This window comes from Sulfurospirillum sp. SCADC (assembly GCF_000743525.1).
Lineage (GTDB): Bacteria > Campylobacterota > Campylobacteria > Campylobacterales > Sulfurospirillaceae > Sulfurospirillum.
On record NZ_JQGK01000015.1, the window covers coordinates 1 to 19566 of the forward strand.

18 protein-coding genes are annotated in these 19566 nt (G+C 37.4%); all 18 read right to left on the reverse strand.

The features are described from left to right. Nucleotides 1–62: 62 nt before the first annotated feature. The 18 genes from JU57_RS09910 to dsrO all read right to left on the reverse strand — a co-directional run bounded on the left by JU57_RS09910 (nt 63) and on the right by dsrO (nt 19531). Nucleotides 63–884 carry an acyltransferase family protein gene (locus JU57_RS09910; protein ID WP_037960388.1) on the reverse strand — a complete coding sequence of 274 codons (822 nt, stop codon included), beginning with the start codon at nt 882–884 and terminating at the stop codon, nt 63–65. Next, a complete protein-coding gene (locus JU57_RS09915; RefSeq protein WP_294877044.1) occupies nt 874–1470 on the reverse strand; it encodes a glycosyltransferase in 597 nt (198 codons plus the stop codon). Before JU57_RS09915 ends, JU57_RS09910 begins: the two co-directional genes overlap by 11 nt. Next, a complete protein-coding gene (locus tag JU57_RS09920) occupies nt 1415–3295 on the reverse strand; it encodes a glycosyltransferase family 2 protein (protein ID WP_037960394.1) in 1881 nt (626 codons plus the stop codon). Before JU57_RS09920 ends, JU57_RS09915 begins: the two co-directional genes overlap by 56 nt. A 54-nt stretch (nt 3296–3349) precedes the next feature. Further along, nucleotides 3350–5641 (reverse strand): hypothetical protein, encoded by a 2292-nt coding sequence (locus tag JU57_RS09925; RefSeq protein ID WP_037960397.1) that lies wholly within the window; start codon nt 5639–5641, stop codon nt 3350–3352. Nucleotides 5642–5644: 3 nt separating this feature from the next. Beyond that, a complete protein-coding gene (locus JU57_RS09930; protein WP_037960400.1) occupies nt 5645–6841 on the reverse strand; it encodes an ABC transporter ATP-binding protein in 1197 nt (398 codons plus the stop codon). Nucleotides 6842–6899: 58 nt separating this feature from the next. Continuing rightward, on the reverse strand, nt 6900–7913 hold the full coding sequence (locus JU57_RS09935; RefSeq protein ID WP_037960402.1) for a PDDEXK nuclease domain-containing protein: 1014 nt from the start codon (nt 7911–7913) through the stop codon (nt 6900–6902). Nucleotides 7914–7985: 72 nt separating this feature from the next. Further along, on the reverse strand, nt 7986–8177 hold the full coding sequence (locus JU57_RS09940; protein ID WP_037960405.1) for a DUF1016 family protein: 192 nt from the start codon (nt 8175–8177) through the stop codon (nt 7986–7988). Beyond that, nucleotides 8174–8536 carry a four helix bundle protein gene (locus tag JU57_RS09945; protein ID WP_037960408.1) on the reverse strand — a complete coding sequence of 121 codons (363 nt, stop codon included), beginning with the start codon at nt 8534–8536 and terminating at the stop codon, nt 8174–8176. The genes JU57_RS09940 and JU57_RS09945 overlap by 4 nt, the downstream gene beginning before the upstream one ends. Then, nucleotides 8533–9165, reverse strand: coding sequence for a DUF1016 N-terminal domain-containing protein (locus JU57_RS13795; RefSeq protein ID WP_051906794.1), 633 nt, complete (start codon nt 9163–9165; stop codon nt 8533–8535). Before JU57_RS13795 ends, JU57_RS09945 begins: the two co-directional genes overlap by 4 nt. Nucleotides 9166–9235: 70 nt before the next feature. Next, nucleotides 9236–10045: an ABC transporter permease gene (locus tag JU57_RS09955; protein ID WP_037960412.1), complete on the reverse strand. Its 810-nt coding sequence runs from the start codon at nt 10043–10045 to the stop codon at nt 9236–9238. Then, nucleotides 10042–11049: a dTDP-glucose 4,6-dehydratase gene (gene rfbB / locus JU57_RS09960; protein ID WP_294877050.1), complete on the reverse strand. Its 1008-nt coding sequence runs from the start codon at nt 11047–11049 to the stop codon at nt 10042–10044. Before rfbB ends, JU57_RS09955 begins: the two co-directional genes overlap by 4 nt. Then, the gene (gene rfbD, locus JU57_RS09965) at nt 11049–11915 is read right to left on the reverse strand and encodes a dTDP-4-dehydrorhamnose reductase (RefSeq protein WP_037960417.1); all 867 of its coding nucleotides are present in this window, start codon (nt 11913–11915) and stop codon (nt 11049–11051) included. The genes rfbB and rfbD overlap by 1 nt, the downstream gene beginning before the upstream one ends. Next, nucleotides 11908–12483 carry a dTDP-4-dehydrorhamnose 3,5-epimerase gene (gene rfbC, locus JU57_RS09970; RefSeq protein ID WP_037960419.1) on the reverse strand — a complete coding sequence of 192 codons (576 nt, stop codon included), beginning with the start codon at nt 12481–12483 and terminating at the stop codon, nt 11908–11910. The genes rfbD and rfbC overlap by 8 nt, the downstream gene beginning before the upstream one ends. A 1-nt stretch (nt 12484) precedes the next feature. After that, entirely contained in the window at nt 12485–13369 is an 885-nt protein-coding gene (gene rfbA / locus JU57_RS09975; protein ID WP_037960422.1) for a glucose-1-phosphate thymidylyltransferase RfbA, read from the reverse strand. Continuing rightward, a complete protein-coding gene (galE, locus tag JU57_RS09980; protein WP_037960430.1) occupies nt 13366–14370 on the reverse strand; it encodes a UDP-glucose 4-epimerase GalE in 1005 nt (334 codons plus the stop codon). Before galE ends, rfbA begins: the two co-directional genes overlap by 4 nt. Before the next feature lie 199 nt (nt 14371–14569). Continuing rightward, entirely contained in the window at nt 14570–17593 is a 3024-nt protein-coding gene (locus JU57_RS09985) for a molybdopterin-dependent oxidoreductase (protein ID WP_037960433.1), read from the reverse strand. 2 nt (nt 17594–17595) lie between these two features. Next, entirely contained in the window at nt 17596–18726 is a 1131-nt protein-coding gene (gene nrfD, locus JU57_RS09990) for an NrfD/PsrC family molybdoenzyme membrane anchor subunit (protein WP_037960434.1), read from the reverse strand. 1 nt (nt 18727) lies between these two features. Next, a complete protein-coding gene (dsrO, locus tag JU57_RS09995; protein ID WP_037960436.1) occupies nt 18728–19531 on the reverse strand; it encodes a sulfate reduction electron transfer complex DsrMKJOP subunit DsrO in 804 nt (267 codons plus the stop codon). Between the last annotated feature and the right edge of the window lie 35 nt (nt 19532–19566).

Genomic DNA, 19566 nt, shown 5'->3' on the forward strand with positions numbered 1-19566 from the left:
AACAGTAAACTGCTATAATGTCTCGCTCCATAAACGTGCCCTCCACGGCTTTTTATGGAGTCTCAAGCAATTTTTAGACCCTTCTTCGCAACTAGCAGTTTGGGTAAAAATAATATTAATCTATTTGACATTATTATGTACTCTTTAAACTTATACAATACAACACCAGCAAAAAAATAGGATGAAAAAATTATAAAAGAAGAATATTCATTAGAAGCAAATACCCATCCTCGACAACACGGAATACTGAAAATTATAAATGAACTTAAAATATTTCCCAATGCTAAAATAAAAAATAATACAAAAGAAAATAAAAGTATATACTTTTTGCCATGAGTGAGCCAAACAATAAATGGTAATATAAAATATAAAGCTATCTCATGTTTGAGCGTCCACATTGATCCATTTATGCCATCAATCATTGGATTATTAGGAAATGCGCCTGTAATTGTCCAAGAGTATCCAAATATATGAAAAGATCCAGCTTTAATAAAAAATTCCAATGAAGAACCATCTGCTAGGCTAAAAATTTTAGCAGATTCAGAAATAATTGGAACTAGAATAAATGCAGATATTCCAAGTGATAACCAAAATGCAGGGATAATTCTTAAAAATCTATTTTTTGCATATCTTGATAATGAAGAATTAGATTCAAGACTTTGAATCATAAAAAAACCAGACAATACAAAAAACCCATAGACTGCTATTGAACCCAATCCCAATTGATAATTAACCAATGTGATAAAAAAATCTTTTGCTCCAGATTCTCCATACAACAAAGCATATGAATGCACAAACAATACCAAAGTTGCCAACATGAATCTAATATCATCAAAAGAGTTGCTCTTTCTGTCATATATATCATTTAAAGTTCTAATTTCCAAAAAGCACCTCATTTATTTTATCTATCTCTATAACCCTTCCTAATTCATAATTCCGAACTCTTTCCGCAGGAGCACCCAAATCAAAAACAATCAAAGGATACCCCATTTGCATAATCTCATCCGTAGTATATGAAAATGTTTCAGGCCAAATTGACGGTATTAGAAACTTTGTTATATTATATTTTCTAACTATACTTTCTAAATCTTTTTTATCATATCTACCTGTTACTTTAAATGATTTAGAATTAATTGGAATCGATATCTGCCCAATCACTATCACTTTTGCATTTATTTTGTTGTTGTCAATATGTGAAACTAAATCTTTAACGATACCAGCACCTTTGGCTTCATTTATTCCACCCAAGATCCCAATCGTAATCATTTCTGATGTATTATTTGGATTATAAATCTTTTCATATCTTCCCGATATATCATGTGGTTTAACAATAATTTTTTCAATACTATCAGGATAAGCTTTCAAAAATATATCTTTTGAGGAGTTTGAAAAACATAGTATCTCATCAGATATATTAACTATTTTTTTCCCATGATTTTCTCCAACTTTGAATGTCTGTCTCTTTTTCAAAAATCTTAAATTCATTTTTATTATTAATTAAACAATTATGACAAATATTTTTATCATTTGGAACTGCACAGTATTTCATCTCTTGATTTAAGAGCGTGTAGCTTGGACAAACGGGAAAAAAATCATGGATTGGCAATACTACTTTTGAATTTGTTTTTTCTTTTAGTTGTATTATTTCACTTATTGCCTCATGCACATCTGGATATGAAACCAATGAGTTTATGAAAATCTCATTTATTTTAAAATCAGATAATAATTCAAAAATTTCTGTTAAATTAGATGCCGAAAATTTATAGTTAATTTGGTTGGCTATAAATGTAATATTAAAAACTTTTAGTAGATTAAAATCGTATCTTATGAGAATTGTCATTTTATTGGCTTCTATTCTCTTGCTCATACCTTCATCTATATAATGATTTGCACCGCCACCTAAGGCATGGTCGATTATTATTGTAGTATTTAATTTTGCATTTTGTATTTTGATTTGTAAGAATAATCTAAGATTTTCCAATTCATTTTTTTGAACTAGTCTTTGAACTTGCTCATCATAGCTTGAGTGTTTTTGATTTAAAACTGAGAGATTTTGTGATATCAATCTCTGCTTTTCTTTACTTGGAAACGATCCACCATGCTTATGATAAATAAATAAATTAGTTACGTGTATATTTTTATACCCTTCTTTAATAGCTCTTTGACACCAATCATTCTCTTCACAATAACCTTTTCCATAAACCTCATCAAACATTCCTATTTTGTGAACTAGATTTTTGTTAACTCCCATACAAAAACCAACACCCGTTGGTATCTCTATATATGTTTTTTCAAAATTTACATATTGAAAGTGTTCATCTATTTTTTCAACATTCAATCCCTCAAATATGGGATTATCTTCTAAATAATTTGGAAAACTACAAATCGTACCAGCATTTGTAAATGGTGTAGTGCTAGCAATATTTTTCATCTCAAAAATTGGATACATTAGCCTCTCTAACCAATGGGGTGGAACTTCTGTGTCGGTGTTTAGCAGTACAAAATGATTCTTTGTTAGTTTTGAAAGTTTATTGACAGTTTTTAGAAATCCTAGATTTTCTTTATTCTCGATGATTATTATTGCTATCTCGGAATTATTTATATTAAATTCTTTTAAATAAGTCAATACCCTATCATCAGGACTTTTATCATCAGCTATAAGTAGTCTATAGGGCAAAGTTGTATTTTTAATAATACTTGAGAATAAAGGTTCAAGATATTCAAACCCATTGTAGACAGGAATGATAATATCAATTGGTTTATTAATAACAAATGAAGGAATTTTAGGTTCATTGTGAAAAAGTTTTACCAAATCATCAAAAGTTTTCAAGGTCTCCATTTTTTTTTGTTCATTATCTATTTTGGTCGTTACTTGTGAAGCTTTTTTTAGCCCTTCTTTTAAACCTTTTCGACGAACTTCTATTAAAAATTTCTTGACAAGATGTGGATTGTTTTTGGCATGATTTAAAATAGTTACAAGCTTTTTGATTTTAGAGACTTTATGCTCAATCACTATGCTATTTTTAGTATGCGTCTTTCGTCCTTCTTTAGCACCATACTTTATAAAATGAACTAATGGATTTATCCCTGCATTTCGCACATCAAGATGAGTTTCAAGGTAAAAATCTGTATCAAACTTTTCAGATGGATTTCGTCCTTCTTTCCAACCACATTCACAAAAATGTTTTAAAGGGTCAATATCTGCTTGTCTAATATCCGCGTATTCTTGTAAATAGTATATTGCATCAAATAAACCAGATGATTTAATTATTTTATATTCTTTATTCAAACTCATTTTAAATACCTTTTATCTTTTTTATCATTCTTGTAATTTTTCTTAATAGTCTTGTTAGTATCCAACTCTCTTACTCAAGTATAACGATATAAGCTCTTGATTGAGTGCGTTGATGTTTTGTTCCTTGTGCGCAAGCTCTTGATTTTTTTGCTTTACGCTTACATGTAAAGCGTCTTTTGCGACATGGGCATATCGCAAAACTACTACCAATGCTTGCGCATTTTCAAAGACGCTTTCAGCGTGTTCACTAAAGTACATCTGTGAATCATCGGTAGTGAAAAAGTAGCTTTTACCATGATGTATCTCAGCATTTGAATGGACATGCGGCATAAGGTCAATCGTCTCATTTTCTTTCTTTACATGTAAGCTTTCTATCTCGATGACACAACACTCGTTCAGTGGGTCAAGGCGTAGGGCTTTGATGTTTGGCTTGTCAGTGAGGTCAAAGGTAAACTCTTGGGTTTGCGTGTTTTGTACTACTGGGAATTTAATGGAGTTTTCTTCGCTTATGCCTTTGCCTTGGTCCATGAAGAGCTGAGCAAAAAGATTCAGTTTAGAGTTGTTGTTGAGATAAATATGTTGTCTTTTTGCTATATTAAAGAATAAATGATGAGGATTTTTATTCTCGGTAAAAGTAAGCTTTTGCATTATTTTGCTTACTGAATCTGAAAGTGAATAGTTTTTGAGAGCAACATCACGACAAAAAGTAACTTTAAATTGCATATCTCCGAAATTCTGTATGAGTTCAGTTACTATCTCATCAGATGAAATTTTTCTATTTGTGCATCGACCAGAAAAATTAAATTCGCTTGCCAGCTGAAAATTGGCTTCTTCAATCCACCCAGGTCCTCCAAATCGATCATAACAATAGACTGGAATACCCATTGCCAAACAATATTGAACGGTTCGTCCAATAGTGATGATGGCATCAAATTCTCTTAAAACATCAGGAGTAATGAGTCGAAATTCACCCTCCATGCCAAAAATTTTAATTTCTATCCCTTTGTTTTCTAATTGAGGAATAGCTTCTTTTATTTCTGATGGAATATGATTTGAGACAATTGCAATTTTTTGTAAAGAAAAATCCTTTTTAGAATTATTGACAAAAAAATCATTTGAAACAGGATTAGGTAAAATTTCAATCATAGAATCGTCTAGACCCATCTCTACCATAGTCTTTTTTGTTTCAAGGGAATTTGCCAAAAATAAATCAACTTTTTCTGTTGAAAGGGGTGGGGATTCTAAGGATTCATATGGAGAAAGAGAAGAAAAAATAATTTTATCAGCTGTGATCCCTATGTCAATCAAGCAAGCATCAATAGTTGTAAAATGTTGTGCCCAGATTAGGTCAAAATGTTCCGCTGTTGCATTATTGAGATCCAATATTCGTATATTGAATTTCTCGAATTCTGCTTTTAAAGGATCGGCAAAAGTAAAAGTACCTACCGTAACAGCATACTCCCGAGACAAGAACTCTTTAGCTAAGTCAAGTGTAGCGATTTCCGATCCACTAAATTCTCTAATGAAATGGTTGGTAAGTAATATTTTTGCTTTACTTTTTAATTCAATATTATCCAAATGAAATCTATCCTCTACTTTGATTATATTGTATGTTGGTTTGTTTGGAAAAGAAAAACTTCTAGGCCATTCCCAATGGGTAAGTGCTTTTTTTGCATTGTTGATAAATTCTAGATTTGATGCACTGCTTGTGTTAATTAATTTGGAATTGAAATTTTCACGAACAAAATTCATATGATGCATAGAAATTTCATCAGCATCAAAAAACTTAAATTTTCCAGATTTATTGATTAACCTACGAGTTGGATCAACCATTTCGGCTGGAAAAATACCTTGATATTCAAAAGATAATTCAGGGGTTATTTTGGCTATAAAACAAACATTTGTAGTATCTGGTGTCTCTGAGCGATAATATGGTTTGTGAAGATAAAAGTATGAATGCACACAACTATAAGTTATATCTTCAGTCTCAATTAGTTTTTTTGCATCTTCAAACTGTTCAGGGATATAAAACTCATCTGCATCCATTAATAAAAAATGAGTTGCATTTATTTTTTTTGCTAATTCTAATCCAACTACTCTTTTTGAAAACTCATTTTCGGCTGGTGTCTTATTGAAGTTTGGAGTAAAACAAAAAAAGTCGTCAACCAAATTTCCATCTTTGAGTTTTTGAATAACCATTTTTGCATTATCGCTTAAAGGCTCATTCCAATTGCTTGTTTCTTGATATACTATTGATAGATGGTTAACTAGGGGACGAATATTTTTTACAGTATACCAAAGCAACTCTTCTCCGTTAAAAAAATTAATGCTTGCAGATAGTTTCATCGCCTAAAGGTTCCATTCATGTTTAGATCTAAATACGCCCTCTGAGATAGGCAGATTACTTTGTGCCATTTTGCTTTTTATATCAAATTTTGCAATATAATCTTCATTATCGTAGGAAAACATACCTTGTGTGTCAGAAATCGAAACAGTTACAAAATATTCACCCCCTAGAAAATCATTCTTTGGTATTAATAGCTTTATATTGTTTACCATTGAGTTGATTTTGATATCATCTCGAATTGTGTTAAATAAAGTAACCAGTCTTCCTTCGTCATCGTAAATCAAAACACCGATTGCATAATCATAGGCTTCCTTATTGAAGCGTAATGAAATCGTTAGTTCAATATCCTCATCAGTAAAGTATGTTGATTTAGAAAGTGCTACATCTTGAATGGCTATTGTTTTGTCGTTTTTCTGATTATCTATGATTGTATTTTTTTCAATCTTTTGTTTGTCTTTTGTGTCATTTGATTGCTTCATATAGTCGGAATAAGCTTCACATACAACATGAGCTTCATTTTGCATAACCATTTTTCCATCTTTGACCCAGATTGCTTTATGACAAAAATTTCTGATGCTTGGCAATGAATGACTAACGAACAGAATGGATCGATTACTATTTAGCATTGATTTCATTTTTAAAATACATTTTTCTTGAAATGCCATATCCCCCACACTCAAAGCCTCATCCACTATCAAAATATCTGGGTCCACATTGATAGCCACGGCAAACGCCAGACGGGCGAACATACCGCTACTGTACATTTTAACAGGCTGATAAACAAAGTCACCAATGTCCGCAAAAGCTAGAATGTCTTCTACTTTTGCCTCCATCTCAGCTCGTGTATAACCCATCAAAGAGCCTTGAAAGTAGATATTTTCAACACCGGTGTACTCTGGGTTAAATCCCGCTCCAAGTTCTAGCAATGAAGCGATACGACCGTTTACATGTACGCCTCCACTGGTAGGGTTAAGCACTCCAGTGATGATCTTTAGTAGTGTTGATTTTCCTGCCCCATTTTTACCGATGATGCCAACGGTCTCACCTTTTTTGATCTCAAAGCTGACATCATTTAAAGCATAAAAGTCCTTGTGGTACTGCTTTTTCAAAGGGTGTAGGGACTCTTTAAGGCGGTCTATGGGTTTATCATAGAGTTTGTAGATCTTGGTTAGATGGTTTACTTTTATGGCGGTGTTCATGGTTAATTCTTAATTTTGAATTTTGAATTTTGAATTGGATTTGATTTCATTTTAGTTTTCACGATTCTAGCAACCTATTCAAAGCTTTTTCTAGCTGTTCTTTTTGCGGAAGATAGAGTTGATATTTTGCAAGAAGTATTTTATTTTCGATACTATCAGTAGCATATTCTACTAAAATATGATTTTTGTATGCACCTAAAATAATTCCCACTGGCTCATTATCTCCCTCAGTTGCTTCCTCTTTTTTGAAGTAATTTAGATAAAGGTTCATTTGCCCTATATCTTGATGATCAATTTCCCCTCGTTTTAAATCAATCAACACAAAACATTTGAGTATTCGATGATAAAAAAGTAAATCAACTCTAAAATGTTTTCCTCCAATACTCATACGATATTGTCGCCCTATAAATGCAAAACCTTTTCCAAGTTCAAGTAAAAAGTGTTGTAAATTTGAAATAAGTCGCTCTTCTAAATCACTTTCAAGATATTGGTACTGTTCTGGTATATTTAAAAACTCCAATACAAAAGGATCTTTGAGTAAGTCTTCTGCTTGTTCAATCTCATGCCCATCAGTAGCCAATTTTAAAACACCTTCTTTATCAGAACTCAGTGCTAAACGATGAAACAACATACTTTTCATTTGTCGCTTTAGCTCTCGTACACTCCATTTTTCTTTTTGGGTTTGTTTCACATAAAAACCTATCTCAAGCTCAGTGTCAGCTTTTAATATCTCATAATAATGACTCCAAGTCAATTGGTGGGACAGTGTCCCACTTTTTGGAAATGTAAGATAAAACTTTCTCATGTAAAGTAAGTTTGATCTTCCAAAACCCTTGCCATAGGCAAACGTTAAATCTTTTGAAAGTCTTTCAAAAAGTGCCGTTCCATACTCAGCTTTTTCATTTCCATTTTGTTCAAACTCTACGATGTATCTCCCTATCTCCCAATAAGTTTGCACCAAAATAGTATTGACACTCTTGGCTACTTTTTCTCTACTAAGAGTTAGTAAATCACCTATTTGTTCAACAAGTAGTTTATAATTATTTGGTTGTAAATCACTACCAATTTTCATTTTAGCTTCTTAATTATAGTTCCACTCTCATATTTTTATAGTGCAAATTTAAAGTTAGATTATTATACCAGCTCATTTGTGCATGTACCTCTTGCACAAATTGTTTATTTGCAAAATTCCATTGCCTATTTCCCAATAAAGAAGAACCAACTCCGCATTGACAGCTAAAATTGCTTTTTGCTGAGCAACGGATACTTTGTTTTTTATCTCATTAAAAAAAGATATAAGATATTGTTGTTCTAAACTCAATGTTGAATTATTCATTTATTTACCTGAGTTGATTTGACAATACTTGTGGTTATTTTAATAATCTCTTCTATAGCATGGGTTATAGATTGTACATACTTCTCACTTATATTCAAATAGTGTGTTTCAACCAATAAGTCTATCCAATACTTTGTTTCTCTAGCTTCTTTGCTTGCTATGCTCATTTTAGATATAAAATCATTTTTACTTTGCCCAGCTTGTGCTTCGTTTATATTTGCGCCGATAGATGTTCCACATCTTAAAAGTTGTTTGGAAAGAATATACTCTTTTTTCTCATCACACAAATATTTATAAAGCTTTATTATCCGTACTGCAAATGTAAAAGACTTATCCAAAATTATATTTTCTTGTTTCATGTAGCTTTCTTGTTAGTAAAAATTAAATATTTAGCATTTAACATTAAATTCATACCTTGTTCTGTAAAAACTTTTGGATTAGTTCTAGTTTTAGCGAATTCTTCATCAGCTAATTCAAAAAAGAAATCATCATGAAACTTATCTTCATTGTTTTTAACTGCTTCATTAATTCTTTTTGCCTCAACTCCATACAGAACCGCCAAATCTTTATCCAGCATTACTTGTTCACCTCTTATGGCGTAGATCTTATTTTTTATGTAATATTTTTGCTCAATCTCATCTTTACATTTGCTAAAAATCAATATGTTTGATGCCCAAGGAATTTCTCCAACAGCTTGTTGGAGATTTGGGTTATCTTTATATGCAAGATAAAATTGTCGCATATACCAAAGATTCTGAGTTGAATATCCACTTTTTTCACCAAACTCTTTGATAAGGTCTTTTGACATCTGCTCGACTATGGATTTTCCCCAACCTAATACTTCTTGTTTGGCTACAATTTCTTTGCCTATTTGAAAATAAAGTTCTATCATCAATCTATTGGCAGAAAATATTGCTTTTGATTTGGCGCTGTAGATTTTTTGTTTGAGTTCTTGTATAAAATCAAAATAGCTTGTATCAATGCTCATAAGATTTCGCCTTGTTTAACTTTTAAGCTATATTGAAAGAATATATTTTTCTTCACATTATTTAAAACCATCATAACACATCCGCAAAATGAGGTCTGAGTTTTCGAAATACGATGGCACCAAGTGCGAAGAAAATCAATGTGATTCCCCAAAACAGTAGTGCTTCCATCGGCTTTTCCCAAAACCACACATGGTTGATAAGCGCATCGCGGTACCCTTGAGTGATGTAATGTGCTGGGTTGAGTTCAAAGAGCCATCGATATTTTTCAGGAACCATCGTCAATGACCAAAAAATGGGAGTTAACCAAAAACCAAACTGTATGGACATGCTGACAAGTTGACCCAAGTCGCGGAAAAAGATAACGACACTACTTGTAATCCATGAAAGTCCTAATAATAGAATAATGGCTGAAAAAAGATAATAAAACATCTGCAACCAATAAAGATTTGGTTCATACCCATAAACCATATACATGAACATCATAAATACCATAAAAAAGAGATGGACGATCACGGCTGACGTAATTTTAACAATGGGTAATAAACTCACTCGAAACACGATTTTTTTGACCAAGAAGCTGTTATCCAAGATAGCATTCGTTGCCGAAGGTAGTGCTTCTGAGAGAAAAAACCAAGGAATCATGCCAGCTATGAGCCAAAGGATAAAAGGTACATCTTGCACAGGTGCTGCTTTAAATCCCACTTGAAACACAAACCAAAAAATAAGCACAGAGATAGTGGGTTGAATAAAAGCCCATAATATACCAAGATAATTATTGAGGTAACGTGATTTGAAGTCATTTTTTACCAAATCTTTAAGCAATCTTCTATTTTGATAAATATCTTTTAAAAAGCGATAAAAAGCTTTAATATATCTCAATTGTATTTCCTTAAATACCACTCAATGGTTTTCACAATACCACTATCAAAATTCTCATCGGCTGTCCAGCCAAGCTCATTTTCTAATTTTGTAGCATCGATAGCATAACGTCTATCGTGTCCTGATCTGTCTTCTACAAAAGTGATAAGTTCTTTATAGCTTTTTTCTTTGGGTACTTTTTCATCTAAGATGGTACAGATGCGATCCACTATTTGTAAATTGGTTCGCTCATTTCTGCCACCGATATTATAAGTTTGTCCTGATTTTCCACTGTGGTATACACAGTCGATTCCCTTACAATGATCTAACACATAAAGCCAATCGCGGATATTTTTACCATCTCCATAAATGGGGATAGGCTTATTGGAAAGCGCTTTTCGTATGATGGTTGGGATGAGCTTTTCATCGTGCTGTTTGGGACCATAATTGTTCGAGCAATTTGTTATCACGGAGTTAAGTCCATAGGTCTCTTGATAGCTTCGAACTAACATATCACTGCTTGCTTTACTAGCACTGTACGGTGAATTGGGGGCATACGGCGTATTTTCTGTAAAAAGCCCCGTCTCGCCAAGCGTTCCATACACTTCATCGGTTGAGATATGATGAAACCTTGCATCTTTGTATTTTGCTTTACATGTAAAGGGTTTATCCATCCAGTATTTGTACGCTACATCAAGCAGCGTGAAGGTGCCGTTGATATTGGTTTGGACAAAAACTCCAGGGTTTTTGATGGAGTTGTCCACATGAGATTCTGCGGCAAAGTGAATCACTCCTTGTATGTCATACTCGTTGAAGATAAATTCGATTAGCTCACGGTTACAGATATCGCCTTTGATAAATTTATATCTTGGGTTGCCTTCGCACTCTTTGAGGTTTTCAAGATTGCCCGCATAGGTTAGAAGGTCTAGGTTTATAAGCGTGTACTCTGGATATTTTTCTAAAAAATACGGCACGAAATTGGAGCCGATAAATCCTGCTGTTCCGGTTAATAATATATTTCGCATTATTGTCTCTCTCCCATTTTATGCAAACATGCCTCTAAGCTATCTTTCCAGTAAGGAATTTCTATCGTGTACTCATTTTTGATTTTTGATTTGTTTAAAAGCGAATAAGGAGGGCGTTTAGCAGGTGTTGGATACTGCGTTGTTTCAATAGGATTGATCTTACATGTAAGCTTTGCTATCTTCATAATCTCCTGTGCAAAATCATACCAACTGCACACACCTTCATTGGAATAGTTATAGATTTCTGTGTAAGTATTGTTGATTTTTGGAAGTATCTCCAAGATGGCTTTGGCTAAGTCTTTTGCGTAGGTTGGCGTTCCAACTTGATCAAAAATGACGCCTAAAGATTCTTTCTCTTTACCTAAACGAAGCATCGTTTTGACAAAGTTGGCACCGTAACTGCTGTAAACCCAAGAAGTGCGGATAATGACACTGTTTGGAAGCTTTACATGTAAGAGTGCATTTTCACCTGAAAGCTTAGTTTTGCCATAAATCGATTGAGGGTTTGTTGTGTCTGTTTCAAGATAAGGTTTATGGCTCGTTCCATCAAAAACGTAATCAGTTGAGATATGAATGAGTTTAATGTTTTGTGCTTTCGCTATGGTTGCTAAAAAGTTAACGGCGTGGTGATTAATCTTATCGGCTAAATCTTCATCACTTTCCGCTTTATCAACGGCTGTATAAGCGGCACAGTTGATAATAACATCGATAGCATGCTGCTCTATATACTGACTAAGCGCTTTTTCATTCGTAATATCAAGTTCTTCTTTATCCGTAAAAAAATAGGTATTTGGATACTCGCAAGAAAGTTCATGTATCTCACTTCCTAATTGTCCACGCGAACCTGTCACTAAGATATTAAGCATAATAATTCACTTTATACTCAAAAAGATCGAGTGTGTCTTCAAGCTTGGGTTGTGTTATGTCTTTTGCGGAGAGATGTAAAAGCTCTGGAGGAATTTGCCAATCAATTCCAAGGTTGGAATCCTTAAATGAAATGCCTCGATCACACTCAGGCGCATAATAATTATCGACTTTATAGGTAAAGGTACACGTTTCACTGAGCACAACAAAGCCATGCGCAAAACCTCTAGGCACAAACATCTGTCGTTTGTTTTTACCACTGAGCTCCACGGCAACATGTTGACCAAAGGTTGGACTACCCACACGAATGTCCACAGCGACATCTAGCACTCTTCCATCAATAACACGAACCAGTTTTGATTGTGCAAAGGGAGCTAATTGGTAATGTAGACCTCGCAATACTCCATGATGGCTTCTGGACTCATTGTCTTGAATAAAATTGACCTTAAAACCTAAAAATGCTTCAAATGTATCTTGGCGGAAAGTCTCTACAAAATACCCTCGCTCATCTCCATGTATTTTTGGATCAATAATAATGACATCGGGTATGCTGGTTCTTGTAAAATTCATTCTAAAGCCTTCCTTCATTGGCACGGCGTATAAGATACTGCCCATATTGGTTTTTCAAAAGTGGTTTAGCAAGTTCTAATAGTTTTTCTTTGCTGATGTAGCCCATCTCATACGCTATCTCTTCCAAACAAGCCACTTTAAGTCCTTGTCTGTTTTCAATCGTCTGTATAAACATACTTGCATCGAGTAAGCTTTCATGCGTTCCTGTATCGAGCCATGCGTAACCTCGTCCCATAAGTTCCACTTTGAGGTTTTTCTCTGCAAGATACGCCTGATTGACTGTTGTAATCTCTAATTCTCCCCTCTCTGAGGGTTTGATACCTTGTGCGATTTTAACGACAGAATTTGGATAAAAGTACAAGCCAACAACAGCATATTTACTTTTAGGCTCTTTTGGTTTTTCTTCAATGCTAATGACATTACCTTCTTTATCAAACTCAGCAACGCCATAACGTTCAGGATCACTGACATAGTAACCAAAAACGGTTGCTTTCCCTTCTTGCTCAACATTTTGAACCGATTTTTCTAAAAGTCCCGTCAGTCCTTGACCATAGAAAATATTATCACCCAAAACCAAACAAACACTATCCTGTCCTATAAAATCAGCCCCTAGAATAAATGCCTGTGCAAGACCATCGGGACTTGGTTGCACTATGTAGCTAAATTGCATACCCAAATCCGTTCCATCGCCCAAGAGTTCTTCAAAACGTGGTAAATCTTGTGGTGTAGAAATAATCAAAACCTCTGTAATACCTGCTAACATTAACACAGAGAGTGGATAATAAATCATCGGTTTATCGTAAATTGGTACAAGCTGCTTACTTACACCTTTGGTAATAGGATAAAGTCTTGTGCCACTGCCACCTGCTAAAATAATACCTTTCATGCTTCATACCCTTTAGGATTTTTTATCTGGAATCGCCACATATCTGTACATATTGTAGCCAAATCATACTTGGCGTGCCAATCAAGTACTGTACTAGCAAGTGTTGGATCTGAATAAAATTCTGCAATATCACCCTCACGTCTTGGTTGAATGACGTAAGGAATCTCTTTGCCACTCATTTTTGAAAAGGCGTTAATGACCTCTAAAACGCTGTACCCTTTTCCTGCACCTAAATTAATAGCGGTACATTGAGGAGTACTGAGTTTTTGAAGTGCCTTGACATGCCCCAAAGCGAGATCTGCGACGTGAATATAGTCTCTTACGCCTGTGCCATCACGGGTTTCATAGTCATTGCCAAAAACATTAACGCATTCACGTCTTCCAATCGCCACTTGTGCGATATAGGGCATCAGATTGTTGGGAATGCCTTGCGGATCTTCGCCGATAAGCCCACTCTCATGCGCACCCACAGGGTTAAAATAGCGCAGAATCATGATCTGCCACGTTGGATCAGAGCGAAAAAGATCGCGTAGCATCTCTTCAATGACCAGCTTCGTTTGACCATAAGGATTCGTCGTTCGCAAGGGGTGTTTTTCAGTGAAAGGTAAAAATTCAGGGTCGCCGTACACGGTGGCAGAAGAGCTAAAAATAAGTTTTTTGATGTTTAATTTTCGCATGACGCGAAGGAGGCAGAGGGTTCCATACACATTGTTATCGTAGTACTCTAATGGTTTTTCAACCGATTCACCTACAGCTTTAAGCCCTGCAAAATGAATGACGGCATCACATCCTAGTAGTGCTTTTTCAAGAGCCGCTTCATCACGCACATCACCCGATATAAAGGAGAGTTGTTTACCTGTAATTTGCATTACACGTTTTAAAACTTCAGGGGTACTATTGGAAAAATTATCATAAACGATGACATCAAATCCTGCGTTTTGTAGCTCTACGCAGGTATGGGAGCCTATATACCCCGCTCCGCCTGTTACTAAAACTTTCATATGGCCCACTTTTTTTCTTAATGAAGTATTCATTCTCTTTATAATGTTAATAAATAGTTAACGAAGTGTAACAACTCTTCGCTTTATTGGAAGTTAATTACTTTCTTGAGAGATTACAAAATTGTTACGGTGTTCGTTGAGTCATTGGAAGATTTTCCACATTACATGTAAGGAAAATCCTTACATGTAAAAGAAGATTTTAGAGCTTTTCAATATGCACAGGTATCGCTTGTCGTGCGTTAGAACCGACCACAAAATCACTGAGCGTTGCGATATTCAGACGTGACGCATCGCAAAGACCTAGTTTATTGATATTCACACCACTGCGTCTAGCGATTCTGCCCTCTTTTTGGAGACCATCGATGTGTACGCTACGGCTTCCTTCGCCCTCTCTTCCGCCGCCATGTTCAATGCCGATGGAGAAAGGATGTAAGCCCTCTCGGATACGACAAATGCCTTGCACTTTGCCTTCACGTGAACGCACCACCACGTGATCACCATGAGCAATGCCGTAGTTTTTTGCCGTTGTCGTGCTCAGATCAATAAACGTGGTATAGCGTGTATCACGCAAACTCTCCACAGACGCGGAGTAGGAGGAGAGTACATTGGATTTGTAGCTAAAGGCTAAAAGATTGAACTCTTTGGAGTCCATATCGATCTTCGCTCCCGTGTAAAATCGTGGCGCATAGTAACGTGGCACGCCACTAAAAGGCTCGCCACTGAGAGCATTAAAGGCGGTGCCTACGCTTTGGTTATAGATGGCAATCGGTTTTTTGTAAGCATTGCTCATTTTAGCTCCCTCATATGCACTCGCTTTCTCGGCAAAGCGCCCACCTCTGCTCATCACATACGCGACCCTTCGCCAGTTTTCTGTGCAAATGCGCTGTAAAAGAGGAACGTATTCGTCCAGTCCTGCAAGAGCAATCTCATCATCACTCGCTTCTGGCGCAGGAGTCGCTCCATCCATCGCAATATTTTCAAAGGCGCGCAGGTAAAAATCTTCGGGTTTATCAAAGTCAAACTTCGCATTCACCCCGTTAATCGCATTTTTACCAAACCCAGCCAAGCCCAAAGCTTTTCCAAGCTCAATCATAAAACTATCCATACTGATAGGCTCGCCATTGGAAAAGGTTGCATTGGGTGATTTTAAAATGGGGTAGCGCACATGCGTTGTTTTGGTCAAATGTCCTGCCCAAGGAGACAGCACGCCCCATGTCTCATACAACACCGAATCAGGCACAATGTAATCTGCGTAGCGACTGGTTTCGTTGATAAATGGATCAATTGCAACAAACAGAGGAATCGCCTTGGCAGGATCTTTGAGCAGGGGTAAAAGATGCTCACTTCCGCTTTGACCATAGATAAAGTTTGAATTCCACGTTATAAGCGCACCTAGTTTATAAGGGTACGCATTGGCACTACTGCTAATCACCTCTGCCTCGATAGCAGGACTAAAAGGGAACCACGCATCTTTGGCAGGGTAAGGGTTGATTCCTTGCTCGACTTTACGTTTGTATTCGCTGGTTTTTTCGTACGCCATTCTCGCTCTATCGATGCGCGCACCAAAAGGTTTTTGCTTACCAGCATAGGCAAGAAGATTGTAACATGCTCCATTAAAATCTTTAAATCTTCCACCGCCCGCACTCATGCCACCTTTGTGATTGAGATTGCCCACAAGGGCTCCTAACATCATAATGGCATAGGTCGTGTAAAATCCTGTCGAGTGCATCGTTCCACCGTGACAATCCACGCCAACACTTCTACCGTGCGAAGTAAATTCATGTGCAAGCTCCACCATCGTTTTTTCATCCACGCCACTCTCTTTGGCATAAAAATCCAATGAGTGTTCAAACGCCGCTTCTTTGAGCAAGACAAACGAACTTTTTACCGTGTATTTTGCCCCTTCGAGACTTACTTCACCTTCATACAAAATATCAGCTTCTAAGACATTCGCCGCATTTTTAAGCATGCCATCGGCTTTATCAATCACATGCACCGCTTTGGCAGCATCGACTAAAATTTCCCCTTTTTTCGCGCCCTCCATAATAACCAGATGCGACGCATTGGTAAAACTAACCTCGTTCAATGTCTTTTGAGCAACATCACTGGGGATAGCAAGATAAGATTTTAAGTAACGCTCCTCTTCAATAATAAAGCGAATCATGCCCATCACCAAGGCCAAATCACCGCTGGGCTTAATCGGTAACCAACGTGAGCGATCCCCAACGGCGATCGAGTCACTGTTGGTTAAAATAGGCGTGACAATCACGTAACGAAGCGCTCCACTCGTGCGTCCTTTGGCAAGCAGTTTGGCTTGACGCTTAAAAGGATTGCCGGCTTGTGCAGGTGCTGTTCCGATGCTGAGTAAAAACTCGCAATGTTCTAAATCGGGCTTCAGATGTGGAGAACCTACAAAATCATCCAAATACGCGGCTTCACCTGCTCGCATCGAAAGTCCACAGATGGAGGTATGTCCCATAAAATTAACCGTGCCAAAGCTTTGGACAAAACGGTGCACCATGTAGTTTTGACGCCCTTCATCCGCCGTTCCTAGAACACAGAGTTTATTGGCAATAGGACCGTAATCTGGATTTTGTGCGTCGATCAAGGTTTTGGTATCAGCTAATGCCTTAAGTCCTTGCACCTCACCTTCGCCAAAGAGATTGCCCCCTTCGCTGATCTCTTTGATGAGCTGTTCGATGGAGATGCTTGCCCATTTATCTTCGCCTCGTTTGCCCACACGTTTGAGTGGTGTGGTGACACGGAAAGGATCTTTGAGCTTTTCATAGACGAGATTACCGCGCGAACATGCCGTTGAGCGCATCTCTAGCCCACTTTCTTTCCAACCTGACGTTGCTTTAAAGCTCTCTTCCAATGGCGTTTTGAAAGGAAGCCACGGATCACTCGAAAGCAAACTGTAGGGGTTTCCAAAGACTCGCACCACTTCGCCGCTTTTGGTGTCGATCTTAACACGTACCGAACAAAAGGTTGTACAGCCATTGCAGACACTTGGCTTAACCACAAAATCGTTTGAATGGGTGATGACACCCTCTTTTTGCGTGATTTCTGTTAGTGGCGCATTGCCATAAATCGCATCGTTGGCTTTTTCCCCTCTTCGCTGCATCGTGATCGCTTTACCCAGTGTTTCATGATACCCACCCACCGCAGCACTGCCTGCTACGATGCTGGTTCCGATTAAAAAATTTCTGCGTGATGTTTCCATGATTATCGCTCCTCTTTTGTCACATAATAATTTGCCATCTCTTTATCCCAAGGGAAAATCACCATCACCAAAGCGATCAAGGCGATCAATAAACTCCAGTTAGAAAGGACAGACACGATGCTATCAAACCCTACAATATGCGGATGGTATTCAAGCAAAAAGGGTGTGGTTTTACCAATGCTTTGACCGCCAATAACGGTATTCCAACGAAAGATCCACACACCAATCGCTGAGAGAATGCCTGCAAAGAGAACCCATTTGAACGAGCGTGCAAAATAGTTCGTAAAACCGATGATCATCGGCACCAAAAGACAGATGACGTAATCCACGATCAACACTTCCCAAAAATTTTCACCAAAGAAGAGTTTGAGTGCGTATTTTTCTTCACCGTTAAACGTAATGGCAAAGGTCAGCCAAAAGAAACGAATCACGAGATCAATCACAATAAACCATGACAAAAGACGCGCAAGACGTTGCATCATTGCCATGTCAACGCGTTTAAAATCGGTAAAGAATTTTTGAAAAATCGGCAGTAAAATGATGAGCAATCCCGTTCCAGAAACCATCGCAGAAGCCAAAAATAAAATGGGCATCAGTGGTGTGTGAAACAGTGGAATTGCATGCACTGCCCCTAAAATATAACCGGTGTATCCATGCACACTGAGTGCTAATGGTATACCGATTGCACCCAATACCACGCCTAAATGGTGATCTTTTTCGATTTGTTCTTGACTTCTCACCATCCCTTTTGAAAACCAAAAGTAAGGACGGTACAGCACCAATGCTTCGACTAAAATGAGCAGTGGATAGGCGATTAACAACAAAACACCCCATTTCATCGGAGAGGTGGGGAAATTTTCCCAGCCATAGAAGAAAAAGTTGATAATGCGACCAGGTTGGCGAAGATCGTCGATCAAGTTCATGGGTGCAGCAACAAGCAACACAAAGGCTAACAGAAGCGAAAAACCCGCAATGGGTTTATACTCTTTCATGCCAAAAACATGGGCAAAACTGGAGATAATAAACGCCGCCGCCGAGCTTCCCGTAAACCAAAAATAGTTGGGAATATCAATGCCCCAAGGGCGATCAGGCGTTATCGAGCTAATCGTATGTAGTAATGTTCCAAAATCCATCTTATTCTCCTTTGGTTGACCACTCGCGAGTAGTCGGCATCCCATCAATTTTTCGTGCCATATCGTCTAATACGTTTGGAGAATACGGTAAGCCTTGAATTTCTCCACTCAGTGCTATGTAAAACACGCGCGGTTTGGTTCCACTAGCAGGTTTTAGAACCGTTGTTGGGAAGCTTGAAAGTAGTTTGGAAACAGCCGAATGTGGGTCATTAAAATCACCAAAAACACGCGCACCTCCCACACAACTCTCCACGCACGCAGGCAATAAGCCGTGATCGACTCTGTGCGCACACAGCGTACATTTGTCAGCAACATTGGTGATAGGATTGAAATAACGTTTGTCATAAGGACAGGCGTTGATGCAGTAGCCACACCCCCAACACACTTCACTGTCTACAACGACAATGCCGTCTTTGCGTGCAAACGTCGCACCCGTTGGGCAGACACTCACACACGAAGGTTCCGCGCAATGGTTGCAGAGTTGGGGTAAAAATGCCTTGTGAACATTGGGGTAAGTTCCCAGTTCATACTCAGGCACATAGGTTCTAAATTTCTCTTTGGGGACTCTGTTTTCGCTTTTGCACGCACTCGTACACGCTTGACAGCCAACGCATTTGCGCAGATCGATCACCATTCCAAAGCGCTTACCCTCTTGTCCGATGTAGCGTGCATCGCCACGTTCACGTCCAGGGTTGGTGAGGCTTATGGCGTTGGCACTAGGGGCAGTCAGTACAGCAGCACCTATAAGAGCGGTTGTTTTTTTGACAAACCCTCTGCGGCTTTGTTGCAGCTCTTTCTCATCCATCATAACTCCTTTTGGTCTATTCCAAAAGCAATCAT